Annotated in this window: 19 protein-coding genes; 14 read left to right on the forward strand and 5 right to left on the reverse strand. The window is 67.4% G+C overall.

Translation table 11 applies throughout. The features are described from left to right. Positions 1-40 precede the first annotated feature (40 nt). From RCH15_RS04480 to RCH15_RS04490, 3 genes are all read right to left on the reverse strand, one after another. On the reverse strand, positions 41-4,006 hold the full coding sequence (locus RCH15_RS04480; RefSeq protein WP_409017509.1) for a Pls/PosA family non-ribosomal peptide synthetase: 3,966 nt from the start codon (positions 4,004-4,006) through the stop codon (positions 41-43). Positions 4,007-4,162: 156 nt separating this feature from the next. After that, positions 4,163-5,128, reverse strand: a complete 966-nt coding sequence (locus RCH15_RS04485) for a quinone oxidoreductase family protein (protein WP_326958424.1) — start codon at positions 5,126-5,128, stop codon at positions 4,163-4,165. A 185-nt stretch (positions 5,129-5,313) separates the two neighbouring features. Beyond that, positions 5,314-6,405 (reverse strand): fatty acid desaturase family protein, encoded by a 1,092-nt coding sequence (locus tag RCH15_RS04490; protein ID WP_326958426.1) that lies wholly within the window; start codon positions 6,403-6,405, stop codon positions 5,314-5,316. Positions 6,406-6,624: 219 nt separating this feature from the next. Between RCH15_RS04490 and argC the strand changes: the two genes are divergently transcribed. The 10 genes from argC to RCH15_RS04540 all read left to right on the forward strand — a co-directional run bounded on the left by argC (position 6,625) and on the right by RCH15_RS04540 (position 16,795). Then, the gene (gene argC, locus RCH15_RS04495) at positions 6,625-7,656 is read left to right on the forward strand and encodes an N-acetyl-gamma-glutamyl-phosphate reductase (RefSeq protein ID WP_326958428.1); all 1,032 of its coding nucleotides are present in this window, start codon (positions 6,625-6,627) and stop codon (positions 7,654-7,656) included. After that, positions 7,653-8,819, forward strand: coding sequence for a bifunctional glutamate N-acetyltransferase/amino-acid acetyltransferase ArgJ (argJ, locus tag RCH15_RS04500; RefSeq protein ID WP_326958430.1), 1,167 nt, complete (start codon positions 7,653-7,655; stop codon positions 8,817-8,819). The genes argC and argJ overlap by 4 nt, the downstream gene beginning before the upstream one ends. Positions 8,820-8,828: 9 nt before the next feature. Further along, positions 8,829-9,782: an acetylglutamate kinase gene (gene argB / locus RCH15_RS04505; RefSeq protein WP_326958432.1), complete on the forward strand. Its 954-nt coding sequence runs from the start codon at positions 8,829-8,831 to the stop codon at positions 9,780-9,782. Further along, the gene (locus tag RCH15_RS04510; protein WP_326958434.1) at positions 9,782-11,056 is read left to right on the forward strand and encodes an acetylornithine transaminase; all 1,275 of its coding nucleotides are present in this window, start codon (positions 9,782-9,784) and stop codon (positions 11,054-11,056) included. Before argB ends, RCH15_RS04510 begins: the two co-directional genes overlap by 1 nt. After that, on the forward strand, positions 11,053-12,096 hold the full coding sequence (gene argF / locus RCH15_RS04515) for an ornithine carbamoyltransferase (RefSeq protein ID WP_326958436.1): 1,044 nt from the start codon (positions 11,053-11,055) through the stop codon (positions 12,094-12,096). The genes RCH15_RS04510 and argF overlap by 4 nt, the downstream gene beginning before the upstream one ends. Next, positions 12,096-12,626, forward strand: coding sequence for an arginine repressor (locus tag RCH15_RS04520; RefSeq protein ID WP_326958438.1), 531 nt, complete (start codon positions 12,096-12,098; stop codon positions 12,624-12,626). The genes argF and RCH15_RS04520 overlap by 1 nt, the downstream gene beginning before the upstream one ends. Before the next feature lie 49 nt (positions 12,627-12,675). Beyond that, the gene (locus RCH15_RS04525; protein ID WP_326958440.1) at positions 12,676-13,881 is read left to right on the forward strand and encodes an argininosuccinate synthase; all 1,206 of its coding nucleotides are present in this window, start codon (positions 12,676-12,678) and stop codon (positions 13,879-13,881) included. A gap of 4 nt (positions 13,882-13,885) precedes the next feature. After that, the gene (gene argH / locus RCH15_RS04530) at positions 13,886-15,370 is read left to right on the forward strand and encodes an argininosuccinate lyase (protein ID WP_326958442.1); all 1,485 of its coding nucleotides are present in this window, start codon (positions 13,886-13,888) and stop codon (positions 15,368-15,370) included. 114 nt (positions 15,371-15,484) lie between these two features. Then, positions 15,485-16,012, forward strand: coding sequence for a pyridoxine/pyridoxamine 5'-phosphate oxidase (locus RCH15_RS04535; RefSeq protein ID WP_326958444.1), 528 nt, complete (start codon positions 15,485-15,487; stop codon positions 16,010-16,012). 42 nt (positions 16,013-16,054) lie between these two features. Then, a complete protein-coding gene (locus RCH15_RS04540; RefSeq protein ID WP_326958446.1) occupies positions 16,055-16,795 on the forward strand; it encodes a maleylpyruvate isomerase family mycothiol-dependent enzyme in 741 nt (246 codons plus the stop codon). On the opposite strand, the gene RCH15_RS04545 is transcribed toward RCH15_RS04540, so the two are convergent. Next, on the reverse strand, positions 16,785-17,369 hold the full coding sequence (locus RCH15_RS04545; protein WP_326958448.1) for a methylated-DNA--[protein]-cysteine S-methyltransferase: 585 nt from the start codon (positions 17,367-17,369) through the stop codon (positions 16,785-16,787). The genes RCH15_RS04540 and RCH15_RS04545 overlap by 11 nt on opposite strands. After that, the gene (locus RCH15_RS04550) at positions 17,366-18,895 is read right to left on the reverse strand and encodes a DNA-3-methyladenine glycosylase 2 family protein (RefSeq protein ID WP_326958450.1); all 1,530 of its coding nucleotides are present in this window, start codon (positions 18,893-18,895) and stop codon (positions 17,366-17,368) included. The genes RCH15_RS04545 and RCH15_RS04550 overlap by 4 nt, the downstream gene beginning before the upstream one ends. A gap of 91 nt (positions 18,896-18,986) precedes the next feature. Between RCH15_RS04550 and RCH15_RS04555 the strand changes: the two genes are divergently transcribed. The 4 genes from RCH15_RS04555 (at position 18,987) to tyrS (ending at position 24,053) form a co-directional block, all read left to right on the forward strand. Further along, positions 18,987-19,631, forward strand: coding sequence for a DNA-3-methyladenine glycosylase (locus tag RCH15_RS04555; protein WP_326958452.1), 645 nt, complete (start codon positions 18,987-18,989; stop codon positions 19,629-19,631). An 88-nt stretch (positions 19,632-19,719) separates the two neighbouring features. Further along, positions 19,720-20,265 (forward strand): adenine phosphoribosyltransferase, encoded by a 546-nt coding sequence (locus RCH15_RS04560; protein ID WP_326958518.1) that lies wholly within the window; start codon positions 19,720-19,722, stop codon positions 20,263-20,265. A gap of 170 nt (positions 20,266-20,435) precedes the next feature. Then, positions 20,436-22,664 (forward strand): HelD family protein, encoded by a 2,229-nt coding sequence (locus RCH15_RS04565; RefSeq protein WP_326958454.1) that lies wholly within the window; start codon positions 20,436-20,438, stop codon positions 22,662-22,664. 75 nt (positions 22,665-22,739) lie between these two features. Continuing rightward, entirely contained in the window at positions 22,740-24,053 is a 1,314-nt protein-coding gene (gene tyrS / locus RCH15_RS04570) for a tyrosine--tRNA ligase (RefSeq protein ID WP_326958456.1), read from the forward strand. Positions 24,054-24,560 lie beyond the last annotated feature (507 nt).

A 24,560-nucleotide genomic window follows, 5' to 3' on the forward strand; every position in this document is an offset into this window, starting at 1 on the left:
GGGCCTTCGGGATTGCAGGAGCGTATTAGGTTGGGGCTGGCTACTTCGACTTGGGGGATGGTGTAGCAGGCCCACCCCACGGACTGACCGGATTACCCATCCAGTACGTCCCGGCGGGCACCGTCTCACCCCGCATCACGAGGGACGCCGGGCCCACCGTGCCGCCCTTGCCGATCCGGGCCTGCGGGAGAATCACTCCGTGCGGGCCCATCGTTGCCCCATCTTCGAGCGTAACAGTGTCAATGCTCATCACGCGGTCGTGGAACAAGTGGGTCTGGACGACGCAGCCCCGGTTGACTGTGGAGTTCTTCCCCAGGGTCACGAGGTCCGCTTCGGGCAACCAATAGCTTTCACACCAGGTGCCGGCGCCGATCTTTGCGCCGAGGGCCCGGAGCCACCAGACCAAGGCCGGTGTTCCGGTGGCGGAGCGGGCGAACCAGGGGGCGCTGACCATTTCGATGAACGTGTCAACCACCTCGTTGCGCCAGATGAAAGAGCTCCACAGCGGGTGCTCGCCGGCTTTGATGCGCCCCACCAGCAACCATTTCGCTACGACGGCGCTGCCGGCCGCCACGGCGCCGGCGAGCAGGACCACGATGCCGCCCAAGAGTGCCGCGACGCCGTAATTGGAGACCGCGGCAAGCCAATCGAGGGCAATCAAGACGCCGGCCGCGATCGCAACCGTGGCCACGACCGGGACAAAGCGGCACAGTTCCCACAGCGCGCGGGCGATCTTCAGTTTCTGCGGCGGCTGGTACGTCCTGGTGTCATCGGAGGCGATGGCGGTGCGCCGGAGCCGGACCGGCGGGCTGCCCAACCAGGAAGTCCCGGACTTTGATTTTGCCGGGGTAGCGGAAAGCACTGCCACCAGGGAGTTCTTGGGCACACTGCGTCCGGCCGCGGTCATCCCGGAGTTGCCGAGGAACGATCGTTTGCCGATCTTGGCGGGGGCGATCCGCAACCACCCGCCGTCGAGTTCGTAGGTAGCCACCATGGTGTCGTCGGCCAGGAACGCGCCCTCGCCCACGGTGGTCATCTTCGGGATCAGCAGAACAGTTGACGCTTCCACGTTTTTGCCGATCTTGGCGCCGAGCAGGCGCAGCCAAACAGGCGTGAAGAGGCTGGCGTAGATGGGAAAGAGCAAGTCGCGGGCCATGTCCAGCACCCGCTCGGTCGCCCAGACCTGCCAGCCGATCCTGCTGCGCACCCGGTAGTAGCCTTCGGCCAGCCCCGCGCCGAGAAGCCGGGTGGTGGCAAGGATCAGCACAACGTTTGCAAGAAACCAGACCAGGGCTGCCGGCGGCAGGGACAGCAGGACCTGCGGGAGTGCGGCCGTTAGTGATTCGCTGCCCCGGATGAACGCGAAGACCACAGAAGCTGCCGCGGCAGCGGACAGATAGGGGATCAGGGCCAGGGCAGCGGAGGCGGTGGCGAAGCCGGCAAACCAGAGCCGGGCGATCAGCGGATGCTCCGGGGGAGTGTCCGGCAACGTGTGCTTGGCTTTGCCCCGCCGCTCAGCGGGAGACCCTGCCACGAGTTGGCCGGCCTTCACCTTGCCCAGCACGGCCGACCCGGCGGCCACCTGGGCCCCGGCTCCGATGGTGGCACCGGGCATCAGAGTGCTGCGGCTGCCGACCGCAGCGCCGGGCCCGATGTGGATGGCGCCGATGTGGACGATGTCGCCGTCGATCCACCAGCCGGAAAGATCGACTTCAGGTTCAATGTTGCAACCGCTGCCAAGCGAGAGCAGGCCGGTAACGGGAGGCAGTGAGTGGAGCTGGACGTTGTGGCCGATTTTCGCCCCGAGGGCCCGGGCGTAATAGGGCACCCAGGGCGCGCTGGCCAGGCTGACCGCTCCCGCCAGGTCCTGGATCTGCTCCGCCAGCCAGAGGCGGAGATGCACCCGGCCGGAGCGTGGGTAGGCTCCCGGGACCACCCCGCGGAGCAGTAGGCGCGCGGCGGAGACGGAGATCAGCATCCGGCCCGCAGGGCTGACGAAAACGAGCCAGGAGGCCGCGACCCACCACCAGGACACGGTGGGCGCAGCCGTGAAACCGGCAACGGAGAAGAGCAGGTTGTTGGCAGCCATGAGGTACGTCAGCCAGCGCATGCCCACCAAGAGATGCAACGGTATGCCCATGAGCGTCTGAAAGACCTGCGATTTGCGGGCCGTGGGCCGGACTGTGCGCTCCGGGACCGGAACCAGTCCTCCGTCGGGCAGCGACTGTCGCGCGGCGTCGATGAGCGCCCCGACCCGGGGGGTCGCGTAAATGTCCGCAACCGTGATGGTGGGAAAGCGCACGCGAAGGGCGGACACAAGCTGCGCAGCGGCCAGCGACCCGCCCCCGTAGGCGAAGAAATCGGCGTCGAGGCTGGACACCGCACTCCCTAGCACCGCGGTCCACTGCTCCACGATCCACGAGGCGTCCTCAGGAAGGTTCAACGGGGCCGCATCGGCTCCGGCGGCGCCGGCGCCTGCCAGCGGCCATGGCAGCGCACGGCGGTCCACCTTGCCGCTGGTTTTGGTGGGCAGCGAATCAACGACTGTCAGCAGCGGGATGAGCGCAGCCGGCAGGCTTTGACCGAGGGCTTCCCGGGCAGCGGCCAGATCGAGCCCGCGTCCCTCCGCCGCTGCGAGGTATCCGACGAGGATCTGGTTGCCGGCCGCCGTTGTCTGCACCGTCGCCGCCGCGCCGGCGACATCAGGCAGCGCCTGCAGGGCGGCGTCGATCTCGCCCAACTCAATCCGGCGTCCACCGAGCTTGACCTGCTCATCGGCGCGGCCCTGGAAGATCAGCCCCTCAGCTTCATAGCGGACCAGGTCGCCGGAGCGGTACGCACGGGTCCAGCCGAGCGACGGCATGGGGGCATATTTCTCGGCGTCTTTCTCCGGGTCCAGGTACCGGGCCAGGCCAACGCCGCCGATGATCAGTTCACCGATCTCGCCTTCGCCGACAGGTACGGCGTTGGCGTCGACGACGGCAAGATCCCAGCCGTCCAGGGGAAGGCCGATCCTGATCGGACCGGGACCGCCCATCCGGGCGGCGCAGGCGACGACTGTGGCCTCGGTGGGTCCGTACGTGTTCCAGACCTCGCGACCTTCGACGGCCAGCCGTTCGGTGAGCTCCGGCGGGCAGGCTTCCCCGCCGAAGATGAGCAGGCGGACGCTCTCCAGAGCCTCTACCGGCCAGAGAGCGGCGAGGGTGGGCACAGTGGAGACGACCGTGATGCCGTGGCTGATCAGCCACGGACCGAGGTCCATGCCCGTCCGGACGAGGGCCCGCGGCGCCGGCACCAGGCAGGCGCCGTACCGCCAGGCGAGCCACATTTCCTCACAGGAGGCGTCGAAAGCAACGGACAGTCCGGCCAGGACACGGTCCTGCGGGCCGATGGGATCGTCCTGGAGGAAAAGCCGGGCCTCGGCGTCAACGAAGGCCGCCGAGGACCGGTGCCGCACCGCGACGCCCTTGGGTGTCCCCGTGGACCCGGACGTGAAGATCACCCAGGCGTCGTCCTCCGGGCCGGGGAGCCGGGGAGCGGGAAACGGGCGGGAGCGCAAGCTGTTTGTCACGACCTCGCCCCCGCGCAGGATACCGGCCACCCTCGCCTCACCAAAGACAAGTTTGGCCCGTTCATTGGGATCATCGGCGTCCACCGGGACATAGGCCGCCCCGACCATGAGGATGGCCAGGATGGAGACGTAGAGCAGGTTGGAGCCCGACGGAATCCGGACGCCGATCTTGTCGCCCGCTCCCAGGCCGGCGGCGTGGAGCTCCCGCGCCTTGGCCCGGACGGCTACCAACAGCTGGGCATAACTGAGCGACTGATGCCCGTCATCGAGAGCAGAGGCATCCGGGAAGCGCCCGGCCGTGTCCTTCAGGATGTCAACGAGCGTCCGCTCCGGCGGCGTCGCCAGGGTGCCCGCAAGTTGCGCCCGGAAGGCCGGGCCGGCGGTGCCAGCAGACCGCGGAAGATCACCTCGCTGGGTTTGTTGTTGCTCAGTCACGGGGAAATCGTCTCCGGCTTAGGTGAACGGAAGGTATCCGGCGTCGCACGAGCGTTAACGGTGCCGCTCGTGTGTTAATACTGCGCGTCGGCCCGGACGAACGCACCAGGGTCCCATCATGTGCCTGGAATATCAGGCGCTGACCCGGGGATCGGTTCAGGGAACCAGGAGGACTTTTCCGGTGGTGCGCCGTTGTTCCAGGTCATCGTGCGCCTGGCCGGCTTCGGCAAGGCCGTAGCGGGCGCCGACCCGGACCTTGAGGGATCCGTCGGCGACCGAGGCGAAGAGCTCATCCGAACGCCAGCGGCGCTCCCTGGCGTCGCGCAGGAAATGCACGATCGTCGGCCGCGTCAGGTACAGCGAGCCGCCGGCGTTGAGCCGCTGTGGATCGAAGGGGGGCACCGGGCCGGACGCGGCACCGAAAAGAACAAGGGTCCCGCGGATGCGCAGGGAGGCGAGGGATCCGTCAAAGGTGTCCTTCCCGACGCCGTCGTACACCACATGCGCGCCAGCGCCGTCGGTCAGCTCGCGGACCCTGGCAGCGAAACCCTCGTAGCGCAGCACGTGGTCAGCGCCGGCTTCCCGGGCCAGCGACTCCTTCTCGTCCGTAGAGACGGTGGTGATGACGTGCGCACCCCTGGCTTTGAGCAGCTGGATCAGCAGGAGACCGACGCCGCCCGCTCCGGCATGCAGCAGGACGGTGTGGCCCGGCTCCACTTTGAATGAGGAGTTGATCAGGTAGTGCGCAGTAATGCCCTGCAGCGGCAGAGCCGCGGCCGTGAAGTCGTCCACACCGGCGGGGACCGGCAGCGCCTTGTCCTCATCGATCAGGGTGTAACCGGCGTAGCAGTTGGCGCCCTCGGCCGTAGCCACCCGGTCACCGGGTGAAAAACCGGTCACTCCGGCGCCGGTCTCCTCCACAGTTCCGGAAGCCTCGGAGCCCGGGGTGAAGGGGTAACCCACCTTGTAGCTGCCGCTGCGTTTGTAGGTGTCGATGAAGTTCACGCCGATGGCGGCAACCTTCACCAGCAGCTGGCCGGGTCCCGGGACCGGGCGCTCCACCTCCGACAGCTCAAGGACCCCGGGGCCGCCGGACTCGCGGGCGACGATTGCATGCATCATGTGACTCCTTGCTGGGCTGAGATCCCTTGGCGCGGATGCCGGGCCGCAAATACAGGCCCTCATCCAGTCCCCATCCTAAGGACACCGGCACCAACGACGAAGTGACGGCCGCTATCCGGCCGTCACTTCGGGTCAAACTGGAAGATCACGTCAAGGTTTTCGCTTCCGCGGAGGCGGGGAGCTGCTTAGTATCGGCGGGTGACGGTAGCCATCGGGCACTCGAAGTGGCGTCCGGCGGAGAGCCCGACGTCGTTGAGGTACCGGACGATGATGCCGTAGGACTGCAGGAGGGTGGTTTCCGTGTAGGGAACCTGGTGCTTCGCGCAGAACTCGCGGACAATCACGGCAGCCTTGTCGAGCTGGGGCCGGGCCATATCCGGAAAGAGGTGGTGCTCGGCCTGGCGGTTGAGTCCACCGAGAAGGATGTCCATGAACCGCCCGCCGGAAATATTGCGGGACGTGAGCACCTGGCGGCTGAAGAAGTCCACCCGGCTGTCGGCCGGCAGGACCGGCATGCCCTTGTGGTTCGGCGCGAAGGAGGCCCCCATGTAGAAACCGAAGACGGCGAGCTGCACACCAATAAACGCGAGCGCCATGCCCCAGGGCAGGAAGGTGAAAGCAAGCACCGGCAGCAGGCTCAGGCGGACCGCGAGAATCGGGATTTCAACCCAGCGGTGCGTGACCTTCGCGCGCTGGAAGATGAACTTGATCGAATCGATCTGCAGGCCCAGGCCCACGAGGAAGAGCAGGGGGAAAAACAGCCAGCCCTGTTTGCGGGTCAGGAACGAGAACCGGCCCTGCCGGGTGGCTGCGGCGTCCGGGTAGAACGCGATCGCCCCGGTGGCGATATCCGGGTCTTTGGAAATGACGTTCGGGTGGTTATGGTGTGCGCCGTGTTTCTGCTCCCACCAGGAGTAGCTGATCCCGGCGACGGACGTGGCGAGCAGCCTGGCGGCCCAGTCATTGGCACGGCGGGACGCGAAGATCTGCCGGTGCCCTGCCTCATGGGCGAGAAAGCTCAGCTGGGTGCACAGGATACCCAGGGCGGCAGCGATAAGGAGCTGGAACCAGCTGTCGCCAATCAGTGCGAAGCCGAACCACGTGGCGGTCATCAGCAGGACCAGGACGGAGAATACCGCGATGTAGAATCCGACGCGCCGCTCAAGCAGGCCTGCGGCCTTGACGGTCTTAAGGAGTTCGGAATAACTCAGAACGACGGCGTTCGGCTGGCGGATCCGCGATGCGGGGCGATCCGGCGTAGCAGTGGTGGGGGTCATGGAGCGCGTGCCTCGTAACTGTTACGGGCAACGCTGCAGCCGACAGCCGGACTGCACGCTCTGGATCACCCTTAGCCAAGCATACGCCCCGACCGTCAGCGCCCACTGCGAAAATGTCTCCCCGCGTGGGGGAGGAGGGCCCGGCAGGAGGCAGGGGCACGAAACAGCGCATGCATAAATATCGGCATCCATGCATACTCTTGCTGTATAGTTCCTGCTATGACTATTTCTGTTGCCGTCTCCGGCGCAAGCGGTTATGCCGGCGGCGAGGTGCTCCGGCTGCTCGCGGGCCACCCGGATGTCACCATCGGCGCCATCACGGCCCATAGCAGCGCCGGTTCCAGACTAGGGGAACTGCAGCCCCATCTCCATGGCCTCTCCAGCCGGATCCTTGAGGACACCACGGTGGAGAACCTCTCCGGGCACGACGTCGTGTTTCTGGCCCTGCCGCACGGCGCCTCCGCGGAGATCGCCGCGAAGCTGCCGGCGGGCACCCTGGTGATCGACGCCGGCGCCGACCACCGGCTCGAGGATGCTGCCGCCTGGGAAAAGTTCTACGGTTCGCCGCACGCAGGCACCTGGCCCTACGGACTGCCCGAACTCCCCGGCCAGCGCGAGGCACTCCGGGGTGCCAGGCGGATCGCCGTGCCGGGCTGTTACCCGACGTCGGCCCTGCTGGCTCTCATACCGGGCTTCAGCAACCACCTGCTCCAAGCCGACGACGTCGTCATTGTTGCGGCGTCCGGTACCTCCGGGGCCGGCAAGGCTGCCAAGGTGAACCTGATCGGCGCCGAGGTCATGGGTTCGATGAGCCCTTACGGAGTGGGCGGCGGACACCGGCACACCCCCGAAATTGAACAGGGACTCTCCAGGGCGCTGAACGCTCCGGTTACGGTGTCCTTCACACCCACGCTGGCCCCCATGAGCCGCGGCATCCTCACCACGGCCACCGCGAAGGTGCGGCCCGGCGTCACCGCCGAGGAACTCCGCCAGGCGTGGAGCGAGGCCTACGACGACGAGCCGTTCGTGCACCTGCTGCCCGAGGGCCGCTGGCCCTCCACCAAGTCGGTCCAGGGCTCCAACCACGCCGTTCTGCAACTGGCGCTGGACAGCCACACCGGCCGCGTGATTGTCACGTGCGCCATCGACAACCTCACCAAGGGGACGGCCGGCGGCGCTGTGCAGTCCATGAACATCGCCCTCGGCCTGGCGGAAACCGCCGGCCTCCAACTGCAGGGAGTCGCACCATGAGCATTACCGTCCCCCAGGGATTCCGCGCAGCCGGAGTCACCGCCGGCCTCAAGACCTCCGGCAACCCCGACCTGGCCCTCGTGGTCAATGATGGCCCCGGCAAGGCCGCCGCGGCCGTGTTCACCTCCAACCGGGTGGCCGCTGCCCCCGTGCACTGGTCCCGCGAAGTGGTCAAGGACGGCCGTGTGGACGCCGTCATTCTGAACTCCGGCGGTGCCAACGCCTGCACCGGCCCGCAGGGTTTCCAGAACACCCACACCACCGCCGAGAAAACGGCCGAAGCGCTCGGCGTCTCGGCCACCGACGTCTTCGTCTGCTCCACCGGCCTGATTGGTGAGCAGCTCCCCATGGAGAAAATCCTCGCCGGGATCGGTGCCGCCACAGCTGCACTCAGCGCCGACGGCGGGCCCGAGGCCGCCACCGCGATCATGACCACGGACTCCGTGGCCAAGCAGGCGGTCTTTCTCGGCACCGATGCCGACGGCAAGCAATTCACCATTGGCGGCATGGCCAAGGGCGCCGGAATGCTCGCTCCCGGCCTCGCCACCATGCTGGTGGTCCTCACCACGGACGCGGACGTGCAGCCGGAAATGCTCGACGTCGTGCTGCGCGATGCCACCCGGGTCACCTTTGACCGGGCGGACTCGGACGGCTGCATGTCCACGAACGACACCGTGGTGCTGCTCGCCTCCGGAGCCTCCGGGGCCGTCCCGTCCGCCGTCGACTTCGGCAGGGGCCTGACGCAGGTCTGCGCGGAACTGGCCCGGAAGCTGATCGGCGACGCCGAGGGCGCCAGCCATGACATCTCGGTCCGCACGTTCAACGCCTTCAGTGAAATGGACGCCGAAGTGGTCAGCCGGGCCGTGGCCCGTTCCAACCTCTTCAAGGCGGCGATCTTCGGTAAAGACCCCAACTGGGGCCGGGTTCTCTCCGCCGTCGGAACTACCGATGCGGCCTTCGAACCCGACCAGCTCAACGTGTCCATGAACGGCATCCAGATCTGCCGCAACGGCAGTATCGGCGATGACCGCGGCCTCGTGGACCTGGAACCCCGCGAGGTGCTGGTCGAGATCGACCTCCAGGCCGGCAACGCCGAGGCCACGATCTGGACCAACGACCTCACCCACGACTACGTCCACGAAAACAGCGCCTACTCCAGCTAGGGAACGCCAGTGCACACCGAGACCCGCGAAACCACGTCCACGTCCGACGCCCAGGACAAAGCCGGCACCCTGATCGAGGCATTGCCCTGGATCCAGCGCTTCGCCGGGACCACGATGGTGATCAAGTACGGCGGCAACGCCATGGTCAACGACGAGCTCCGCCGCGCCTTCGCGGAGGACGTCGTCTTCCTGCACCACGTCGGGATCCACCCCGTGGTGGTGCATGGGGGCGGCCCGCAAATCAACGCCATGCTCAGCCGGCTCGGGATCGAATCAGAATTTAAGGGCGGACTGCGGGTCACCACCCCGGAGGCCATGGACGTGGTCCGTATGGTCCTCACCGGCCAGGTGGGCCGGGAACTTGTCGGCCTGATCAACTCGCATGGCCCGTACGCCGTGGGCATGTCCGGTGAAGACGGCGGCCTGCTCCGCGCCGTCCGCACCGGCACCGTGGTCGACGGCGAAGAGGTGGACCTGGGCCAGGTCGGTGAGGTCATCGGGGTAAACCCCGAGGGAATCCTGGACATCATTGCAGCCGGCCGTATCCCGGTGATTTCGACAGTAGCGCCGGAGATCTTCGACGACGGAACCGGCGACCCGGGCGCAAAGCAGGCGCAGACCACCGGCCAGGTCCTGAACGTCAACGCGGACACCGCCGCCGCCGCCCTCGCCGAAGCTTTGGGCGCCTCCAAACTCGTGATCCTCACCGATGTCGAGGGCCTCTTCGCCAATTGGCCGGACCGTACCTCCCTGATTTCCTCGCTCACCGCGACGGAGCTGCGCGAGCTGCTGCCGCGCCTGGAGTCCGGCATGATCCCGAAGATGGAGGCCTGCCTCACAGCCGTCGAAGGCGGCGTCGAACGGGCGCACATCGTCGACGGCAGGCTGCCGCACTCGATGCTCCTGGAGACCTTTACGACGGCGGGCATCGGCACCCAGGTCGTCCCGGACGGGGAAAACTAATGAACCAACTGGAAATACCCCCCGAACTCGGCGAAATCGTCGGAACTGCCGGTCCCGGCAGCGGAGCCGACTGGCTGGCCCGCTACTCCACCTCACTGCTGGGCGTCTTCGGCACCCCGCAGCGCGTCCTGGTGCGCGGTGCCGGCTGCCTCGTCTGGGACGCGGACGGTAAGGAATACCTGGACCTGCTCGGCGGGATCGCGGTCAACGCCCTGGGCCACGCCCACCCGTTCGTCACCTCGGTTGTCGCCAGTCAGCTCGCCACCCTGGGGCACGTCTCCAACTTTTTCACCAGCCCCACCCAGATTGCGCTGGCCGAGAAGCTGCTGGAGATCACCGGGGCTCCAGCCGGGTCCAAGGTGTTCTTCGCCAACTCCGGCACCGAAGCCGTCGAAGCCGCCTTCAAGCTGGCGCGGCGCAACTGTGGCATCAGCGATTCTGACGCGGAAGCCAAGCCGCGCACTAAAATCATCGCCCTCGAAGGCGCCTTCCACGGCCGGACCATGGGCGCCCTGGCGCTTACCGCCAAAGAAGCCTACCGGGCGCCATTCGCTCCGCTGCCCGGCGGCGTCGTGCACGTCCCTTTCGGGGACATCGACGCGCTCCGGGCCGCGGTGGACGAGACCACCGCAGCCGTCTTCCTTGAACCCATCCAGGGCGAGGCCGGCGTCCGGCCGCTTCCCGCCGGCTACCTGGTGGCCGCCCGGCAGGCCACCCGCGCCGCCGGTGCCCTGCTGATCCTGGATGAGGTCCAAACCGGGATCGGCCGCACCGGAAAGTGGCTCGCCAGCGCGGACACCGGGATTGTGCCCGACGCCGTCACCCTCGCCAAGGGCCTCGGCGGCGGATTCCCGATCGGCGCCCTCGTCACCTTTGGCCCGGAGACGTCCGCGCTGCTGACCGCCGGCCAGCACGGAACGACGTTCGGCGGCAACCCGGTGGCTACTGCGGCGGCACTGGCCACCGTGCACGTGCTCGAGACCCAGCACGTGCTGGACCACGTCAGAGACGTGGGGGAGCACGTGCGGGCCGGCCTCACCGCCATCGAGGGCGTCACCGAGGTCCGCGGCGAAGGGCTCCTGATCGGATTCGACCTCGACGCCGACGTCGCCCCCGCCGTGGTGGCCGCGGGACTTGACGCCGGCTTCATCGTGAACAGCCCCGGCCCGCGCACCATCCGCCTCGCGCCTCCCCTGATCCTCACCACCGAACAGGCCGACCGCTTCCTTGCGGCACTGCCCGCCCTCCTCCGGACCGCAAAGGACGCCCAGTGACCGCCCCTTCGACTGCAGCAGCACCCACCCGCCACTTCCTCAAGGACACCGATCTCACCCCGGCCGAGCAGGCAGAGGTCCTGGATCTCGCTCTCCGGATGAAGGCCGCCCCGTACAGCGTTCAGCCCTTCGCCGCAGCCGGGAGCGGACGCAAGACCGTCGCCGTAATTTTCGACAAAACCTCCACCCGCACCCGCGTCTCCTTCGCCACCGGCATTGCGGACCTGGGCGGCAACGCCCTCATCATCAACCCGGGCGAGGCCCAGATCGGGCACAAGGAATCAGTCGAGGACACCGCGAGGGTCCTCGAACGCATGGTGTCCACCATTGTCTGGCGCACCGGCGCCCATGCCGGTCTGGTCGCCATGGCCCGGAATTCCCGCGTGCCCGTTATCAACGCTTTGTGCGATGACTACCACCCCTGCCAGCTGCTCGCGGACCTGCTGACCATCAAGGAACACAAGGGCGGGCTGGCGGGACTGACCATGACCTACCTCGGCGACTCGGCCAACAACATGGCCAACTCCTACCTGCTGGCAGGCGTCACTGCTGGCATGCACGTCCGGGTCGCCGGACCCGACGGCTACCTGCCGTCTCCGGAAATCATCGCGGCCGCCGAGGACCGGGCGGCGGAGACCGGAGGCTCGGTGCTCGTCACGGTGGACGCCGCCGAAGCGCTGCTCGGAGCCGACGTCGTGGCCACCGACACGTGGGTGTCCATGGGCCAGGAAGACGAGAAAGCGGCCAGGATGCAGCTGTTCCGCGGCTACGCGGTGGACGAAGCGGCCATGAAGCTCGCGGCGCCGGACGCCGTCGTGCTCCATTGCCTGCCCGCCTACCGCGGCTATGAGATCGCCGCCGGTGTGATTGACGGCCCGCAGTCCGTGGTCTGGGACGAGGCCGAGAACCGGCTGCACGCGCAGAAGGCGCTGATGGCGTGGCTGATGCACCGCTCCGGCCTCGCCGTGGTCGATGGGCTGGCCCCGATCGATGGGCTGGCCCCGGTTGATGGGCTGGCGCCGGCGGAGGGCCTCGGATAATGTCCGTCCAGCCAGCTTCGCCGGGGGCCAGTCCGGCCACCAAGACGGCCCGGCAGGCGCGCATCACCGCGATCCTCACCGGCGAGTCCGTCCGCTCCCAGGCGGAACTCGCGGCGCTGCTCGCGGACGACGGCGTGCAGGTCACCCAGGCCACGCTGTCCCGCGACCTCGTGGAGCTCGGCGCTGTCCGGGTCCGCGGCAAGGAAGGCGTCCTCGTCTACGCGGTACCGGGAGAGGGCGGCGAACGCGCCGCCCGGAGCGGCGTCAGCCAGGAAATCCTCGACGCGCGGCTGGCCCGGCTCTGCGGGGAACTGCTGGTCACGGCCGAGGCATCAGCGAACATCGCGGTGCTCCGGACTCCGCCGGGCGCGGCCAACTTCCTGGCCCTCGCCATTGATCACTCCGTCATGCCGTCCGTTCTGGGCACCATCGCGGGGGACGACACCGTGCTGCTGGTAAGCCGGGACCCCCTGGGCGGCGCCGCCCTGGCTGTGCGGTTCCTGCAGCTGGCTGAAGAAGCCGGCCAATGATTTTTCGTCGCACACCTAAAATTTCCCAAACAACTAAGGAGCAATTGAAGTGACTGAGCGTATTGTGCTGGCCTACTCCGGTGGCCTGGATACTTCCGTAGCTATCGGCTGGATCGGTGAAGCAACCGGCGCCGAGGTCATCGCCGTGGCGGTCGACGTCGGGCAGGGCGGTGAGTCCCTCGAGACCATCCGCCAGCGGGCCCTCGGCTGCGGCGCCGTCGAAGCCTACGTCGCCGACGCGTCCGATGAGTTCGCCAACGAGTACTGCATGCCGACGTTGAAGGCCAACGGCCTGTACCAGGGCCACTACCCGCTGGTCTCCGCCATCTCCCGCCCGGTGATCGTCAAGCACCTGGTCAAGGCTGCCCGCGAGTTCGGCGCCACCACGGTGGCGCACGGCTGCACCGGCAAAGGCAACGACCAGGTCCGCTTCGAAGTCGGCATCCAGACCCTCGGCCCGGACCTGAAGTGCATCGCACCGGTCCGCGACCTCGCCCTGACCCGTGACAAGGCCATCGCCTTCGCCGAGGAAAAGGGACTGCCGATCGAGACCACCAAGAAAAACCCGTACTCGATCGACCAGAACGTTTGGGGACGCGCCGTCGAGACCGGCTATCTTGAGGACATCTGGAACCCGCCCACCAAGGACATCTACGATTACACCGCCACCCCGGAATTCCCGCCGGCCCCGGACGAAGTCACCATCTCCTTCGAGGCCGGCATCCCGGTCGCGATCGACGGCGTCAAGGTCACCCCGCTGCAGGCCATCAAGGAACTGAACCGGCGTGCCGGTGCCCAGGGGGTTGGCCGGATCGATGTGGTCGAGGACCGGCTGGTCGGCATCAAGTCCCGGGAAGTCTACGAAGCACCCGGAGCCATGGCGCTGATCACTGCGCACAAGCACCTCGAGGACATCACGGTCGAACGTGAACAGGCCCGCTTCAAGGCCACCGTCGGCCAGCGCTGGTCCGAGCTGGTCTACGACGGCCAGTGGTTCTCGCCGCTCAAGCGCTCCCTGGATGCCTTCATTGAGGACACCCAGCGCTACGTCACGGGTGACATCCGCATGAGCCTGCACGGCGGCCAGGCCGTCGTCAACGGCCGCCGCTCCGACACCTCGCTCTATGACTTCTCCCTTGCCACCTACGACACCGGTGACACCTTCGACCAGTCCATGGCCAAGGGCTTCATCGAGCTGTGGGGCATGTCCGCCAAGGTCGCCTCCGGCCGTGACATCCGCGTCGCAGGGCAGTAGCCGGATGGCCGAGACGAATCCGAAGACGGGCCCACGTGCGCAGGGATCCCAGGCCGGGCGAAGCGAGGTCGGGGGGCCCTCGGTGACCAACACTGGTGCGCTGTGGGGCGGCCGGTTTGCCGGTGGCCCCGCGGACGCCCTCGCCGCGCTGAGCAAGTCCACCCACTTCGACTGGCGGCTGGCCCGTTATGACATCGCCGGTTCCAAGGCGCACGCCCGCGTGCTGCACAAGGCCGGGCTGCTCGACGACGCCGAGCTCGAGGGCATGCTGGCCGCCCTCGCCCAGCTGGACGATGACGTTGCCTCCGGCGCCTACCTGCCCGCGGAGTCTGATGAGGACGTGCACGGTTCGCTGGAACGCGGCCTCATTGAGCGCGCCGGGACCCAGCTCGGCGGCAAGCTCCGCGCCGGCCGGTCCCGTAACGACCAGGTAGCCACCCTGGGCCGGATGTTCCTGCGCGACCACGCCCGGATCATCGCCCGCGGCGTGCTCGCAACGGTCGATGCGTTGGTCGGCCAGGCCAAGGCGCACCAGGGCGTGGCCATGCCCGGCCGCACCCACCTCCAGCACGCCCAGCCGGTCCTGCTCAGCCACCACCTGCTGGCCCACGCCTGGGCGCTGCTGCGTGACGTGCAACGGCTGGTGGACTGGGACAAGCGGGCGGGGGTTTCCCCGTATGGCTCCGGCGCCCTCGCAGGCTCCTCGCTGGGCCTGGACCCGGAGGCCGTGGCCGCGGAGCTGGGTTTCTTCTCCGCCACGCACAACTCGATCGACGGCACCGCATCCCGCGATGTTTTTGCCGAGTTTGCCTGGATCACAGCCATGATCGGCGTGGACCTGTCCCGGATCTCGGAGGAAGTGATCCTCTGGGCCACGAAGGAATTTTCGTTCGTGACCCTGCACGATTCCTACTCCACCGGCTCCTCGATCATGCCGCAGAAGAAGAACCCGGACGTCGCCGAGCTCGCCCGCGGAAAGTCCGGCCGGCTGATCGGGAACCTGACCGGGCTCCTGGCCACCCTGAAAGGTCTGCCGCTCGCGTACAACCGCGACCTGCAGGAGGACAAGGAACCGGTCTTCGATGCCGCCGACACACTGGAAGTCCTGCTCCCGGCCGTCTCCGGCATGATCGCGACACTGACGTTCAATACCGAGCGGATGGAGTCCCTGGCTCCTCAGGGCTTTGCGCTGGCCACCGACATTGCCGAATGGCTGGTCCGCCAGGGGGTTCCGTTCCGGGAGGCGCATGAGCTCTCCGGTGCCGCCGTCAAGCAGGCCGAAAGCCGCGGCGTGGAGCTGTGGGACCTGACAGACGCGGAATACGCCGGCATCTCCGAGCACCTGACGCCGGAAGTCCGCACGGTCCTGTCGACGGAAGGTTCGCTGAACAGCCGGAACTCCCAGGGCGGCACCGCACCGGCCGCCGTCGAGCGCCAATTGCTGGCCCTCGAAGGTGAGCTCGCCGGGGTGCGCGGGTACGCAGGCTAACTTCCGCCCGCATCAGGGGCCATGCCCCACGCACCACCCGAGTTGGCACTTCGCGGCAATGTTTTTCGCTGACACTGCCGCCAAGTGCCAACTCGCGGCGCTTAAGCTGGATGCATGAGTCAAACCTTCCGTCAGATGCTGCGCGCCCTGCCCGATTTCCCTGAACAGCTCCCGGACTTCGACCCGGCCACCGCCCCCGCGGACCCGGCGGCGCTGTTCCGGCAATGGCTCACCGAGGCCCTGGACGCGGGCGTGGCCCAACCCAACGCCTGCAGTCTTGCCACCGCGGATGCGCTCGGTCAGCCGTCCTCCCGGATGCTGATCCTTAAGGACATCGACGACGACGGCTGGCACTTCGCCACGTCCCGGGCCTCACGCAAGGGCCGGGAGCTGGCCGTGAATCCGCAGGCCGCACTGAACTTCTACTGGCAAGAGCAGGGCCGGCAGGTCCGCGTCGCGGGCAGCGTTGTGAAGTTGTCCGCGGCTGCGTCCGCGGACGACTGGCACGCCCGGCCCGGCGCGGACGGCAGCGACAACCCGGACTGGCAGCTGTACTCCGTTCAGCCCCGCGAAATTGAGTTCTGGCAGGCCCGGCACGACCGCCGGCATCTGCGCCACCGCTACGGCGCGGCGGCCTCTTAGTTAATCCGGATTCATCGAGAACGCTCGGTTAGGATGTTCGCCATGACTCCAATCACTCCGGAACAACTGCTGGACGAACTCCGCCGCGCCGCCGGCGCGGTGACCGACATTATCGCCGGACTGGCCGAGGACGACATAAAGTCGCCCTCGGACCTGCCGGGCTGGACCCGCGGCCACGTTTTGGCCCACGTCAACGGAATCGCCAACGCGATGGCGCGCCAGGTGGAATACGCGTCCCGCGGAGACGCCATCGAGCTTTATGACGGCGGCTTCGAGGGCCGGACCCGGGCCATCGAGATGGCGGCCGGCCACAGCTTCGCGGAACACCGGGCCGACGTGGAGGCGGCCCTGATCCGTGCCCTGCAGGCCTTTGGCGCGCTGGACGGCGCAGGCTGGCAGGCGCCGATCAGCTTCCGCGGGGGAGTCGCGTTCGACGGCGGACTGGCACTGTGGCGCGAGCTCACCATCCACGCCACCGACCTCGGTACCGGCCGCGGCCCGGAAACCTGGAGCCGGCCGTTCTGCGAGCACCTGTTCGACTTCCTGGCTGCGCGCGTTCCGGACGGGCAGCGGTTCGTCCTGCAGCCGCTCGGCCTGCCGGCCGTGGCGCTCGGCGCCCCCGGAGGCCGGTCGACGGCCATCAACGGAATGCTGACCGACATCGCCGCCTGGCTCGCGGGACGAACGCCGACCCTGGGCAGCCTGCGGGCCACCGCCGCGGCCGACGGCGTCGACCTCCCTGCGCTGCTGCCCTGGCCGGCGGGGGTGCCCGTCACCCGCTGAACGGCTCCCGGAGTGAGGCGTCGCGCCCGGGTGCGACGCGGGCGCGGGCCCCTATCCCGGCGCTGACGGGAGAAGGGGCCTGCTGCCGTTCACGGGCCAGCAGGCTCTCCTTGATGGCCAGCCCCCAGCGGAAGCCGCCCAGGCTGCCGTCGGTGCGGATGACCCGATGGCAGGGTACGAACAGCGCCGCAGCGTTGAAGGCGCAGGCGCTGGCCGCTGCCCGGACGGCTTTGACGTTGCCGGACAGCTCCGCGTACTCGGTGTAGGTCACAGGATGTCCCGGTGCGACGGTGCGGAGCATATCCCAGGCATGGCCGCGGAACGGACCGGACTTCTGCAGCACTGGCACCTGCATTGCAGGTGCCGGATTGCCGGCGTAAAACTCCGCCACGGCTTCCGAGGCGGCGCCCAGCCGGGGAACGGTCTCGTATTCGCCGGGCAGCAGGCCGGGGTGGATCTGCCCGGTCAGCTCACCGGGAACCGCGGTCCACCCGGAGGCAAGCACCACGCCGTCCCGGGCAATGATGGTGAAGGGTCCATCCGGGGTGGACATGGTCAACAACTGGGCTTTCATGGTGTCGCTTTCTTCGCAGGGGGTGTCGGTTTCCGCGCGGCGGCCTGGGCAGCGGCCGCCACGCGCCACAGGTGCATTGTGGCGTAGGAGCGCCAGGGGCTGAGCCCGCGGAAGTCAGGACTCAAGCCGGCGCCGGGGGACTCCGGCACGGGCCCAGGGCCTGTGGCCAGGGCGCGGATGCCGTTACGCACCGCGGCGTCGTTGGCCAGGAACACGTCGGGGGCGCCGATGACGCGCATCGCCACATAGCCCACTGTCCATGGCCCGACGCCGGCAAGCGGCAGCAGTTTGGACTCCAGCCCTGGCAGGTCATCGCCGTAGCCGAAGTCGAGCGCACCGGAGGCCATCGCGGCCGCCGCTCCCCGGATCGCGTCAATACGGCGTTGCGGGCCCCGGATCAGTTCGAAACCGCCGGCCGCGATCTGCCCGGCTGTGGGGAACAGCCGGTGCAAGGTTCCGGAGGGGACCAGACACCCGCCCCCGGCGGCAGAGAGCTGCACGAGAGCGGTCCGGGCTGCGGCCACCGTGATCTGCTGACCGACCATGGCCCGGATCAACAGCTCCTGGGGGTCCACGGCACCCGGCATCCGGATGCCCGGACTGGCCGCCACGACGGCTGCCAGCCGGGAGTCACCTCCCAGTGCGCTGTCGATGGCGACCGGATCGGCGTCGAGGTCCAGAAGCCTCCGGACCCGGCTGAGCAGGGCGGGCAGGTCCCGGAGGTCGACGGCGCCGATGGTCAGCACCAGCGGACGGCCCGCTGCGCCGGCGTCGTAGTCCACCCGGAACCGGGCGTCCCCGTGGGCCAGGCGCAGCGTCCGGGCGTAGAAAGTGGGCGAGCCTTCCTCGATGCCGGGGATGGCGCGGACCGCCAGGAAAGCGAAGACCCCCGGGTCGAACGGCTCGCGGTAGGGCAGGTTCAGCGTCAGGGCAGTGGACTCCCCGGCGGGTCCGGTGGGTAGGCGGTGGTGTCGGGCGGTGGCCCGCAGCGCCGAGGGTGTCATGGCGAAGACCTCGCCAATGGTCTCGTTGAACTGCCGGACGCTGCTGAAGCCGGCCGCGAAGGCAATGTCGGCGACTTTCATTGCCGTGGAGACAAGCAGGGTGCGCGCGGCCTGGGCCCGGCTGGCCCGCGCCAGGGAGAGGGGCCCGGCGCCGAGCTCGTGGCTGAGGATCCGGTTGAGCTGCCGGGAGGAGTAACCGAGGCTGGCCGCGAGCCCTTCCACGCCGTCGCGGTTGATCACCCCATCGTTGATCAACCGCATGGCACGGCCGGCGACGTCGGAGCGGAGGTTCCAGGCGGGGGTGCCGGGAACAGCCTCGGGCAGGCAGCGCTTGCAGGCCCGGTAGCCGGCGTCGTGCGCGGCGGCGGACGTCTCGTAAAAGGTGACGTTCCCCGGTTTCGGGGTCCGGGCCGGGCAGGACGGCCGGCAATAGATGCCTGTGGTGCGGACCGCGGTGTAGAACTGCCCGTCGAACCGGGTGTCCCGGGCATCGATTGCCCGGTAGCGCTGCCAGAAGTCCATGCCTCCATCCTGCCAGCTGCCCGGCACTGCTGCTAGCGGGAATCGGACATGGCCGTGGAGGGGGATCCGGGGCGTTTGTTAAAGTCGGAGCATGATCATTCCGCCGCCCAGCACCGCAGATCTCCGGACGTTTCTATCCGCGGACGCCCGGCAAGTGGCACCGTTGCTGCTCGGCGCGGTGTTGACGCACCTAGGGCATGATGGCCCGGTGTCGGTGCGGATCACGGAAGTGGAGGCTTACCTGGGCCCGCACGACTCGCTGCACCCGGACCCGGGCTCGCACACATTCCGCGGAGCCACCGCGCGCAACGCCCCGATGTTCGGCACGGCCGGCCATCTGTATGTCTACTTCACGTATGGCATGCACCATTGCGCCAACATCGTGTGCGGGCCGGCAGGCGTGGCGTCCGCCGTGCTGTTGCGGGCAGGTGAAATCGTCGCAGGCGGTGACCTGGCGCTCACCCGCCGGCCGACGTCGAAGTCTGCCAAGGACCTGGCGAGCGGACCGGCCCGCCTTGCCACGGCGCTCGGCCTCACGACGGCGGACAGCGGCCGGGACGCGCTGGCGGCACCGTTCCGGCTGGAACTGCCGGCGGCCCGTGCTTTGGACATCAGCGCCGGACCCCGCGTCGGAGTCTCCGGCGCCGGAGGCACCGCCGACTACCCGTGGCGGTTTTGGCTCACCGGGGACCCTACCGTCTCCCGGTACAAGGCGGCGAAGGTACGGTTGCCCTGATGCCGCGGGCATTCGCGACCCGCCACAAAGCGGGGCAGGCAGAACCCCGTAAGGTTGACGGGTGAACCGACGCGAGCTCCACCCCGCCATGACCGCACTGAACGAAACCTCCTCGCACGTCGCAGAGCTCATCAACAGCCTGTGCGCCTCCATCCCGGACCACCCCAAGCCCGGCATCGTCTTCAGGGACCTGACCCCCGTCTTCGCGGACGGGACCGCACTGCGGGCGGTGGTTAACGCCCTGGTGGAGCCATACGAAGGACAATTCGACGCTGTCGCCGGGGTGGAGGCCCGCGGGTTCCTGCTGGCGTCCGCCGCGGCGTACGCCACCGGAACGGGCGTCATCACCGTCCGCAAAGCCGGAAAACTCCCGCGCGAAGTGGTCTCCGAGGACTACGCCCTTGAATACGGCAACGCCACCCTGGAACTGCACACCACGGACCTCGCTCCCGGCAGCCGCGTGCTGATCCTCGACGACGTCCTCGCGACGGGCGGCACGCTGGGCGCTGCCGTCAAGCTCTTCGAACGCTGCGGTGTGGAGGTCGCCGGCGTGGGTGTCGTCCTGGAACTCGCTGACCTCAAGGGCCGTTCGGCGCTGGACGGCCACCCGGTCAGCTCCTTGCTCCGCCTCTAGGCGATGTCCCTCCGCCGGCAGGAACCAGGCCGGACGGGAGCACTGGACGGGAGCACTGGACGACTGCGCCCTGCTCGATAGACTGCCTGCAAAAAACAGACATGTGCCGGTGGGAGGACCGAAATGGTTGTAGAATGGTTGGTCTGTCTTTTTCGATAGGGGAACGTTCGATGCACGACGCTGATTTGGTCCATGAACGCGACTACGTGGCCGGACTTTATGCCCGGTTGGATGAGTTGCGGGCGGAAAAGCGTGCCCAGCTGGCGCAGGTCCGGCGCGCAGGCGCGGTGGGCACCATGCAGAACGTTTCCGAACGGGATGCGTTCGCGGCCCTGTACGAGGACCGCCTGGCGCAGCTGGACGCCGTCGACGACCGGTTGGTATTCGGCCGTCTTGACCTCGACTCGGGCGAAGCCCAGTACATCGGCCGCATCGGGCTGACCACCGAGGACCTCCAGCGCCTCATGCTGGACTGGCGTGCCCCGGAAGCCGGACACTTTTACCAGGCCACCGCGTTCGACCGGCAGGGCGTGCGCCGCCGCCGGCACCTCATCCTGCAGGGCCGGGAGGTTAAAGCGATCGAGGATGATGTCCTTGACGCGGACCTTCTCGCCGACAACGACTCCCTCCAGGGCGAGGGTGCCCTGCTGGCCGCCCTGAACTCCAAACGGACCGGCCGGATGTCCGACATCGTCGGAACCATCCAGTCCGAGCAGGACCGGATCATCCGGTCCTCAATCTCGGGCGCCCTCGTGGTCCAGGGCGGTCCCGGAACGGGCAAAACCGCCGTCGCGCTGCACCGTGCTGCCTACCTGCTGTATACCCACCGCGACCGGCTCAAGACCGCCGGCGTCCTGCTCGTGGGACCGTCGTCGTCGTTCATGAAGTACATCGAGCGGGTGCTTCCATCACTCGGTGAGACGGGCGTCGTGATGGCCAGTGTCGGGCGCCTGATGCCAGGAATCCATGCGGTCGCCGAGCCGGAATCCGACGTCGCAGCCATCAAGGGCCGGTTGGAGATGGCCGAGGTGGTGGCCAACGCTGTGGCCAACCGGCAACGCATACCCGCGGAAAACCGGGTCCTCGAGGTCGACGGACGCAAACTCCTCCTCACCCCCCGGCAGGTACGCCGCGCCCGGGACCGTGCGCGCTCCACCGGCAAGCCGCACAACGAGGCCCGCGTCTCGTTCGTGAAGATCCTGCTGCGCGAACTGACCGAGCAGATGACCGAACTCGTGGAAGCCGGCAGCATCGGAAACAACGCAGACCGCTCCTATCTGGCTGAAGACGTCCGCTCGGCCCGGGACGTCCGCATCGCGTTAAACCTGTGCTGGATGCCCATGACGCCGGAGAAGCTCATCGGCGAACTCCTCACCCGGCCGGCGATCCTGGAAGCCTGCACCCCCAATCTCAGCCCGGCCGAGCGGGCACTGCTGCTGCGGCCCGCCGACGCACCGTGGACCGAGGCGGATGTGCCGCTGCTGGACGAGGCCGCCGAGCTGCTGGGCGAACTCGACGCTGCGGCCGGCAGGGGACTGGCCCAGCAGGAAAGCGACCGCGCACGCGACCTCGCCAATGCCAAACAGACCCTGGTCAATATGGAAACCGCGGGCGTGGACGTCCTGGTTTCCGCAGAAGAACTCGTGGACCAAAACCAGGAACGCGAGGCCCGGCTCACCGCCGCGGAGCGGGCTACGACCGACCGCAGCTGGGCGTTCGGGCACATCGTGGTGGACGAGGCGCAGGAACTCTCACCGATGCAGTGGCGGCTGCTGGTCCGCCGCTGCCCGCTGAAGTCCTTCACGATTGTGGGCGACATTGCCCAAACAAGCTCCGTGGCAGGTGCCAACTCCTGGCAGAGCGCCCTGGCGCCGATGTTCGCGGACCGCTGGCAGCTCGAGGAACTCACCGTCAATTACCGCACGCCCTCGCAGATCGCCGAAGCTGCCGCCCGGATGGCCAACGCAGCCGGACTTGTCGTATCCGCACCGAAGGCTGTCCGTGAGGGCCGCTGGTCGCCAATCATCGACCACGTCGAGCCGGGCCGGATCGTCAGCAAGCTCGTGGAAGTTTTGCCGCAGGAGATCGAGGCGCTGGAGGGGGGCCTGCTGGCGGTCATTGCCGACGGCGATCTCCTTCCGGAGGCTACGGCAGCGTTGCGCGCCGTCTACGGCCGACGTGTCGGCACGGACGCCGGCAGCTATGCGCAGAACATCGTCGTCATCAGCCCCCGGGAGGCCAAGGGCCTGGAGTTCGACGGCGTCGTGGTGCTGGAACCGTCGGCGATGTTGAACCATGAGCACGGCCGGGTCGGTGACCTGTACGTGGCCATGACCCGGCCCACCCAGCGGCTGCGGCTCATCGCGTCCGCAGGAGTGCCGGCCGGCATCGAGGAGTGATCCCCGGCCCCGGACGCCGGGCCGCCGGCCGGTCACAAGCGCTGAGGGCGCATCGATCCTGCTAACTTAGATTCCGTGTCCCAGCTAAATGATCTCCGTTCCCAGCAGAATGACCCCGGCTTCGCCAATGTCTGGCAGGAGCTGAAATGGCGCGGCCTTGTCCACGTCTCCACGGATGAGGCAGAGCTGGAAAAGCTGCTTGCCGGCGATCCCGCTACCTATTACTGCGGCTTCGATCCCACCGCGCCGAGCCTGCACCTGGGCAACCTTGTCCAGCTGCTGCTGATGCGGCGCATCCAACTGGCCGGCCACAAGCCCCTCGGCCTGGTGGGCGGATCCACCGGCCTGATCGGCGATCCCCGCCAAAGTGCCGAGCGTGTTCTCAACACTCCCGAGACCGTGGCGGAATGGGTCGGAAAACTGCAGGCACAGGTTCAGCGTTTCCTTAGCTTCGACGGCGACAACGCGGCCCGGATGGTCAACAACCTTGACTGGACCGCGCCGCTGAGCGCCATTGACTTCCTGCGGGGGATCGGTAAGCACTTCCGGGTCGGGACCATGATCAAGAAGGACATTGTCGCCAACCGCCTGAACTCCGATGAGGGAATCAGCTACACGGAATTCAGCTACCAGATCCTGCAGGGCATGGATTACCTGCAGCTTTTCCGCGACCACGGTTGCGTCCTGCAAACCGGCGGCTCGGACCAGTGGGGCAACCTCACCAGCGGCACCGAACTCATCCGCAAGGTCGAGGGCAAGCACGTCCACGCACTGGGTACACCACTCATTACCAATGCCGACGGCACAAAGTTCGGTAAGAGCGAGGGCAACGCCATTTGGCTGGACCCGGACATGTGCAGCCCCTACGCCTTCTATCAGTTCTGGCTCAACACGGCGGACAGCGACGTCGCTGCCCGGCTGAAGGTCTTCACGTTCCTCACCCGGGCCGAAATCGAGGCCCTGGAGGCGTCGGTGGCCGAGAGGCCGTTTGCCCGTGAAGGACAGCGCAAGCTTGCTTACGAAGTGACCTCCCTGGTGCATGGGGTGGATGCCACGGAGAAAGTCATTGCCGCCTCGGCTGCGCTGTTCGGTAACGGAGACCTTTCGGTCCTGGACGAGGCCACCCTGAAGGCTGCCACCTCCGAGCTTCCCTCAGCAACCGTCGCTGCGGACGGCCTGGGCATCATTGAGCTGCTGGTGGCCACCGGGCTGTCAGAGAGCAAGTCCGCCGCCCGCCGCACGGTGGGTGAGGGCGGTGCCTACGTCAATAACGCCAAGGTTGCGGACCCTGACACCGTCATTGAAGCCGGCCAGTTGTTGCACGGCCGCTATCTGCTGCTGCGGCGGGGCAAGAAGAACCTGGCAACCGTGGAGGTCACTGCGCCGTAACCGCGCCTGCCCGTCTACCCGTTCCCGCCCCGATCCGGTTGCAAGGTCGGGCAGGAGCGTGTATTGTTTTTTCAGTCGCCACCGCAGAGTGGCGGCCAACCCCAACAAAATTAGAGAAGCGATTCTCCTGCCGCTGTCGTCTCCCCGGAGCACGATGCGAAAGACGAATATTGGCTTCTCATTCTGTTGGGAATAATCAGTCCACTTAGTGAATTCCGAATGAAGATCCGGATTTGCAAAGTGGATACGAATGAAATAAGCTTGAAATATCGCAGCGAAGAAAAAGCGAAACAAAGAATTCAATGATGTTGAATGTTTCGGTAATTACTTTGAATGTGTCTGTTGTTTGAGAACTCAATAGTGTGCCAAGTTTGTTGATACCAGTTTATTGTATTGAATTGGTTGAATTGATTGGATTGCGCCACCCCGTGGTGTGGTCTGGTTTTTACAGCTGGTTTCAAATTTTGTGCATTGTGTGTGTCCCGTTTTCCCGGGGGCGCATGGTGT

The sequence above is a fragment of the Arthrobacter sp. MP_M4 genome (assembly GCF_035984855.1).
Classification (GTDB): Bacteria; Actinomycetota; Actinomycetes; order Actinomycetales; family Micrococcaceae; genus Arthrobacter.

Excerpts from the sequence above, each read along its gene's own strand:
- RCH15_RS04485 (WP_326958424.1), bottom strand. The coding sequence starts at position 5,128 with ATGATGCATGCAATCGTCGCCCGCGAGTCCGGCGGCCCCGGGGTCCTT.
- RCH15_RS04490 (WP_326958426.1), bottom strand. The coding sequence starts at position 6,405 with ATGACCCCCACCACTGCTACGCCGGATCGCCCCGCATCGCGGATCCGC.
- argC (WP_326958428.1), top strand. The coding sequence starts at position 6,625 with ATGACTATTTCTGTTGCCGTCTCCGGCGCAAGCGGTTATGCCGGCGGC.
- argJ (WP_326958430.1), top strand. The coding sequence starts at position 7,653 with ATGAGCATTACCGTCCCCCAGGGATTCCGCGCAGCCGGAGTCACCGCC.
- RCH15_RS04510 (WP_326958434.1), top strand. The coding sequence starts at position 9,782 with ATGAACCAACTGGAAATACCCCCCGAACTCGGCGAAATCGTCGGAACT.
- RCH15_RS04520 (WP_326958438.1), top strand. The coding sequence starts at position 12,096 with ATGTCCGTCCAGCCAGCTTCGCCGGGGGCCAGTCCGGCCACCAAGACG.
- argH (WP_326958442.1), top strand. The coding sequence starts at position 13,886 with ATGGCCGAGACGAATCCGAAGACGGGCCCACGTGCGCAGGGATCCCAG.
- RCH15_RS04535 (WP_326958444.1), top strand. The coding sequence starts at position 15,485 with ATGAGTCAAACCTTCCGTCAGATGCTGCGCGCCCTGCCCGATTTCCCT.
- RCH15_RS04540 (WP_326958446.1), top strand. The coding sequence starts at position 16,055 with ATGACTCCAATCACTCCGGAACAACTGCTGGACGAACTCCGCCGCGCC.
- RCH15_RS04545 (WP_326958448.1), bottom strand. The coding sequence starts at position 17,369 with ATGAAAGCCCAGTTGTTGACCATGTCCACCCCGGATGGACCCTTCACC.
- RCH15_RS04550 (WP_326958450.1), bottom strand. The coding sequence starts at position 18,895 with ATGGACTTCTGGCAGCGCTACCGGGCAATCGATGCCCGGGACACCCGG.
- RCH15_RS04555 (WP_326958452.1), top strand. The coding sequence starts at position 18,987 with ATGATCATTCCGCCGCCCAGCACCGCAGATCTCCGGACGTTTCTATCC.
- RCH15_RS04560 (WP_326958518.1), top strand. The coding sequence starts at position 19,720 with ATGACCGCACTGAACGAAACCTCCTCGCACGTCGCAGAGCTCATCAAC.
- RCH15_RS04565 (WP_326958454.1), top strand. The coding sequence starts at position 20,436 with ATGCACGACGCTGATTTGGTCCATGAACGCGACTACGTGGCCGGACTT.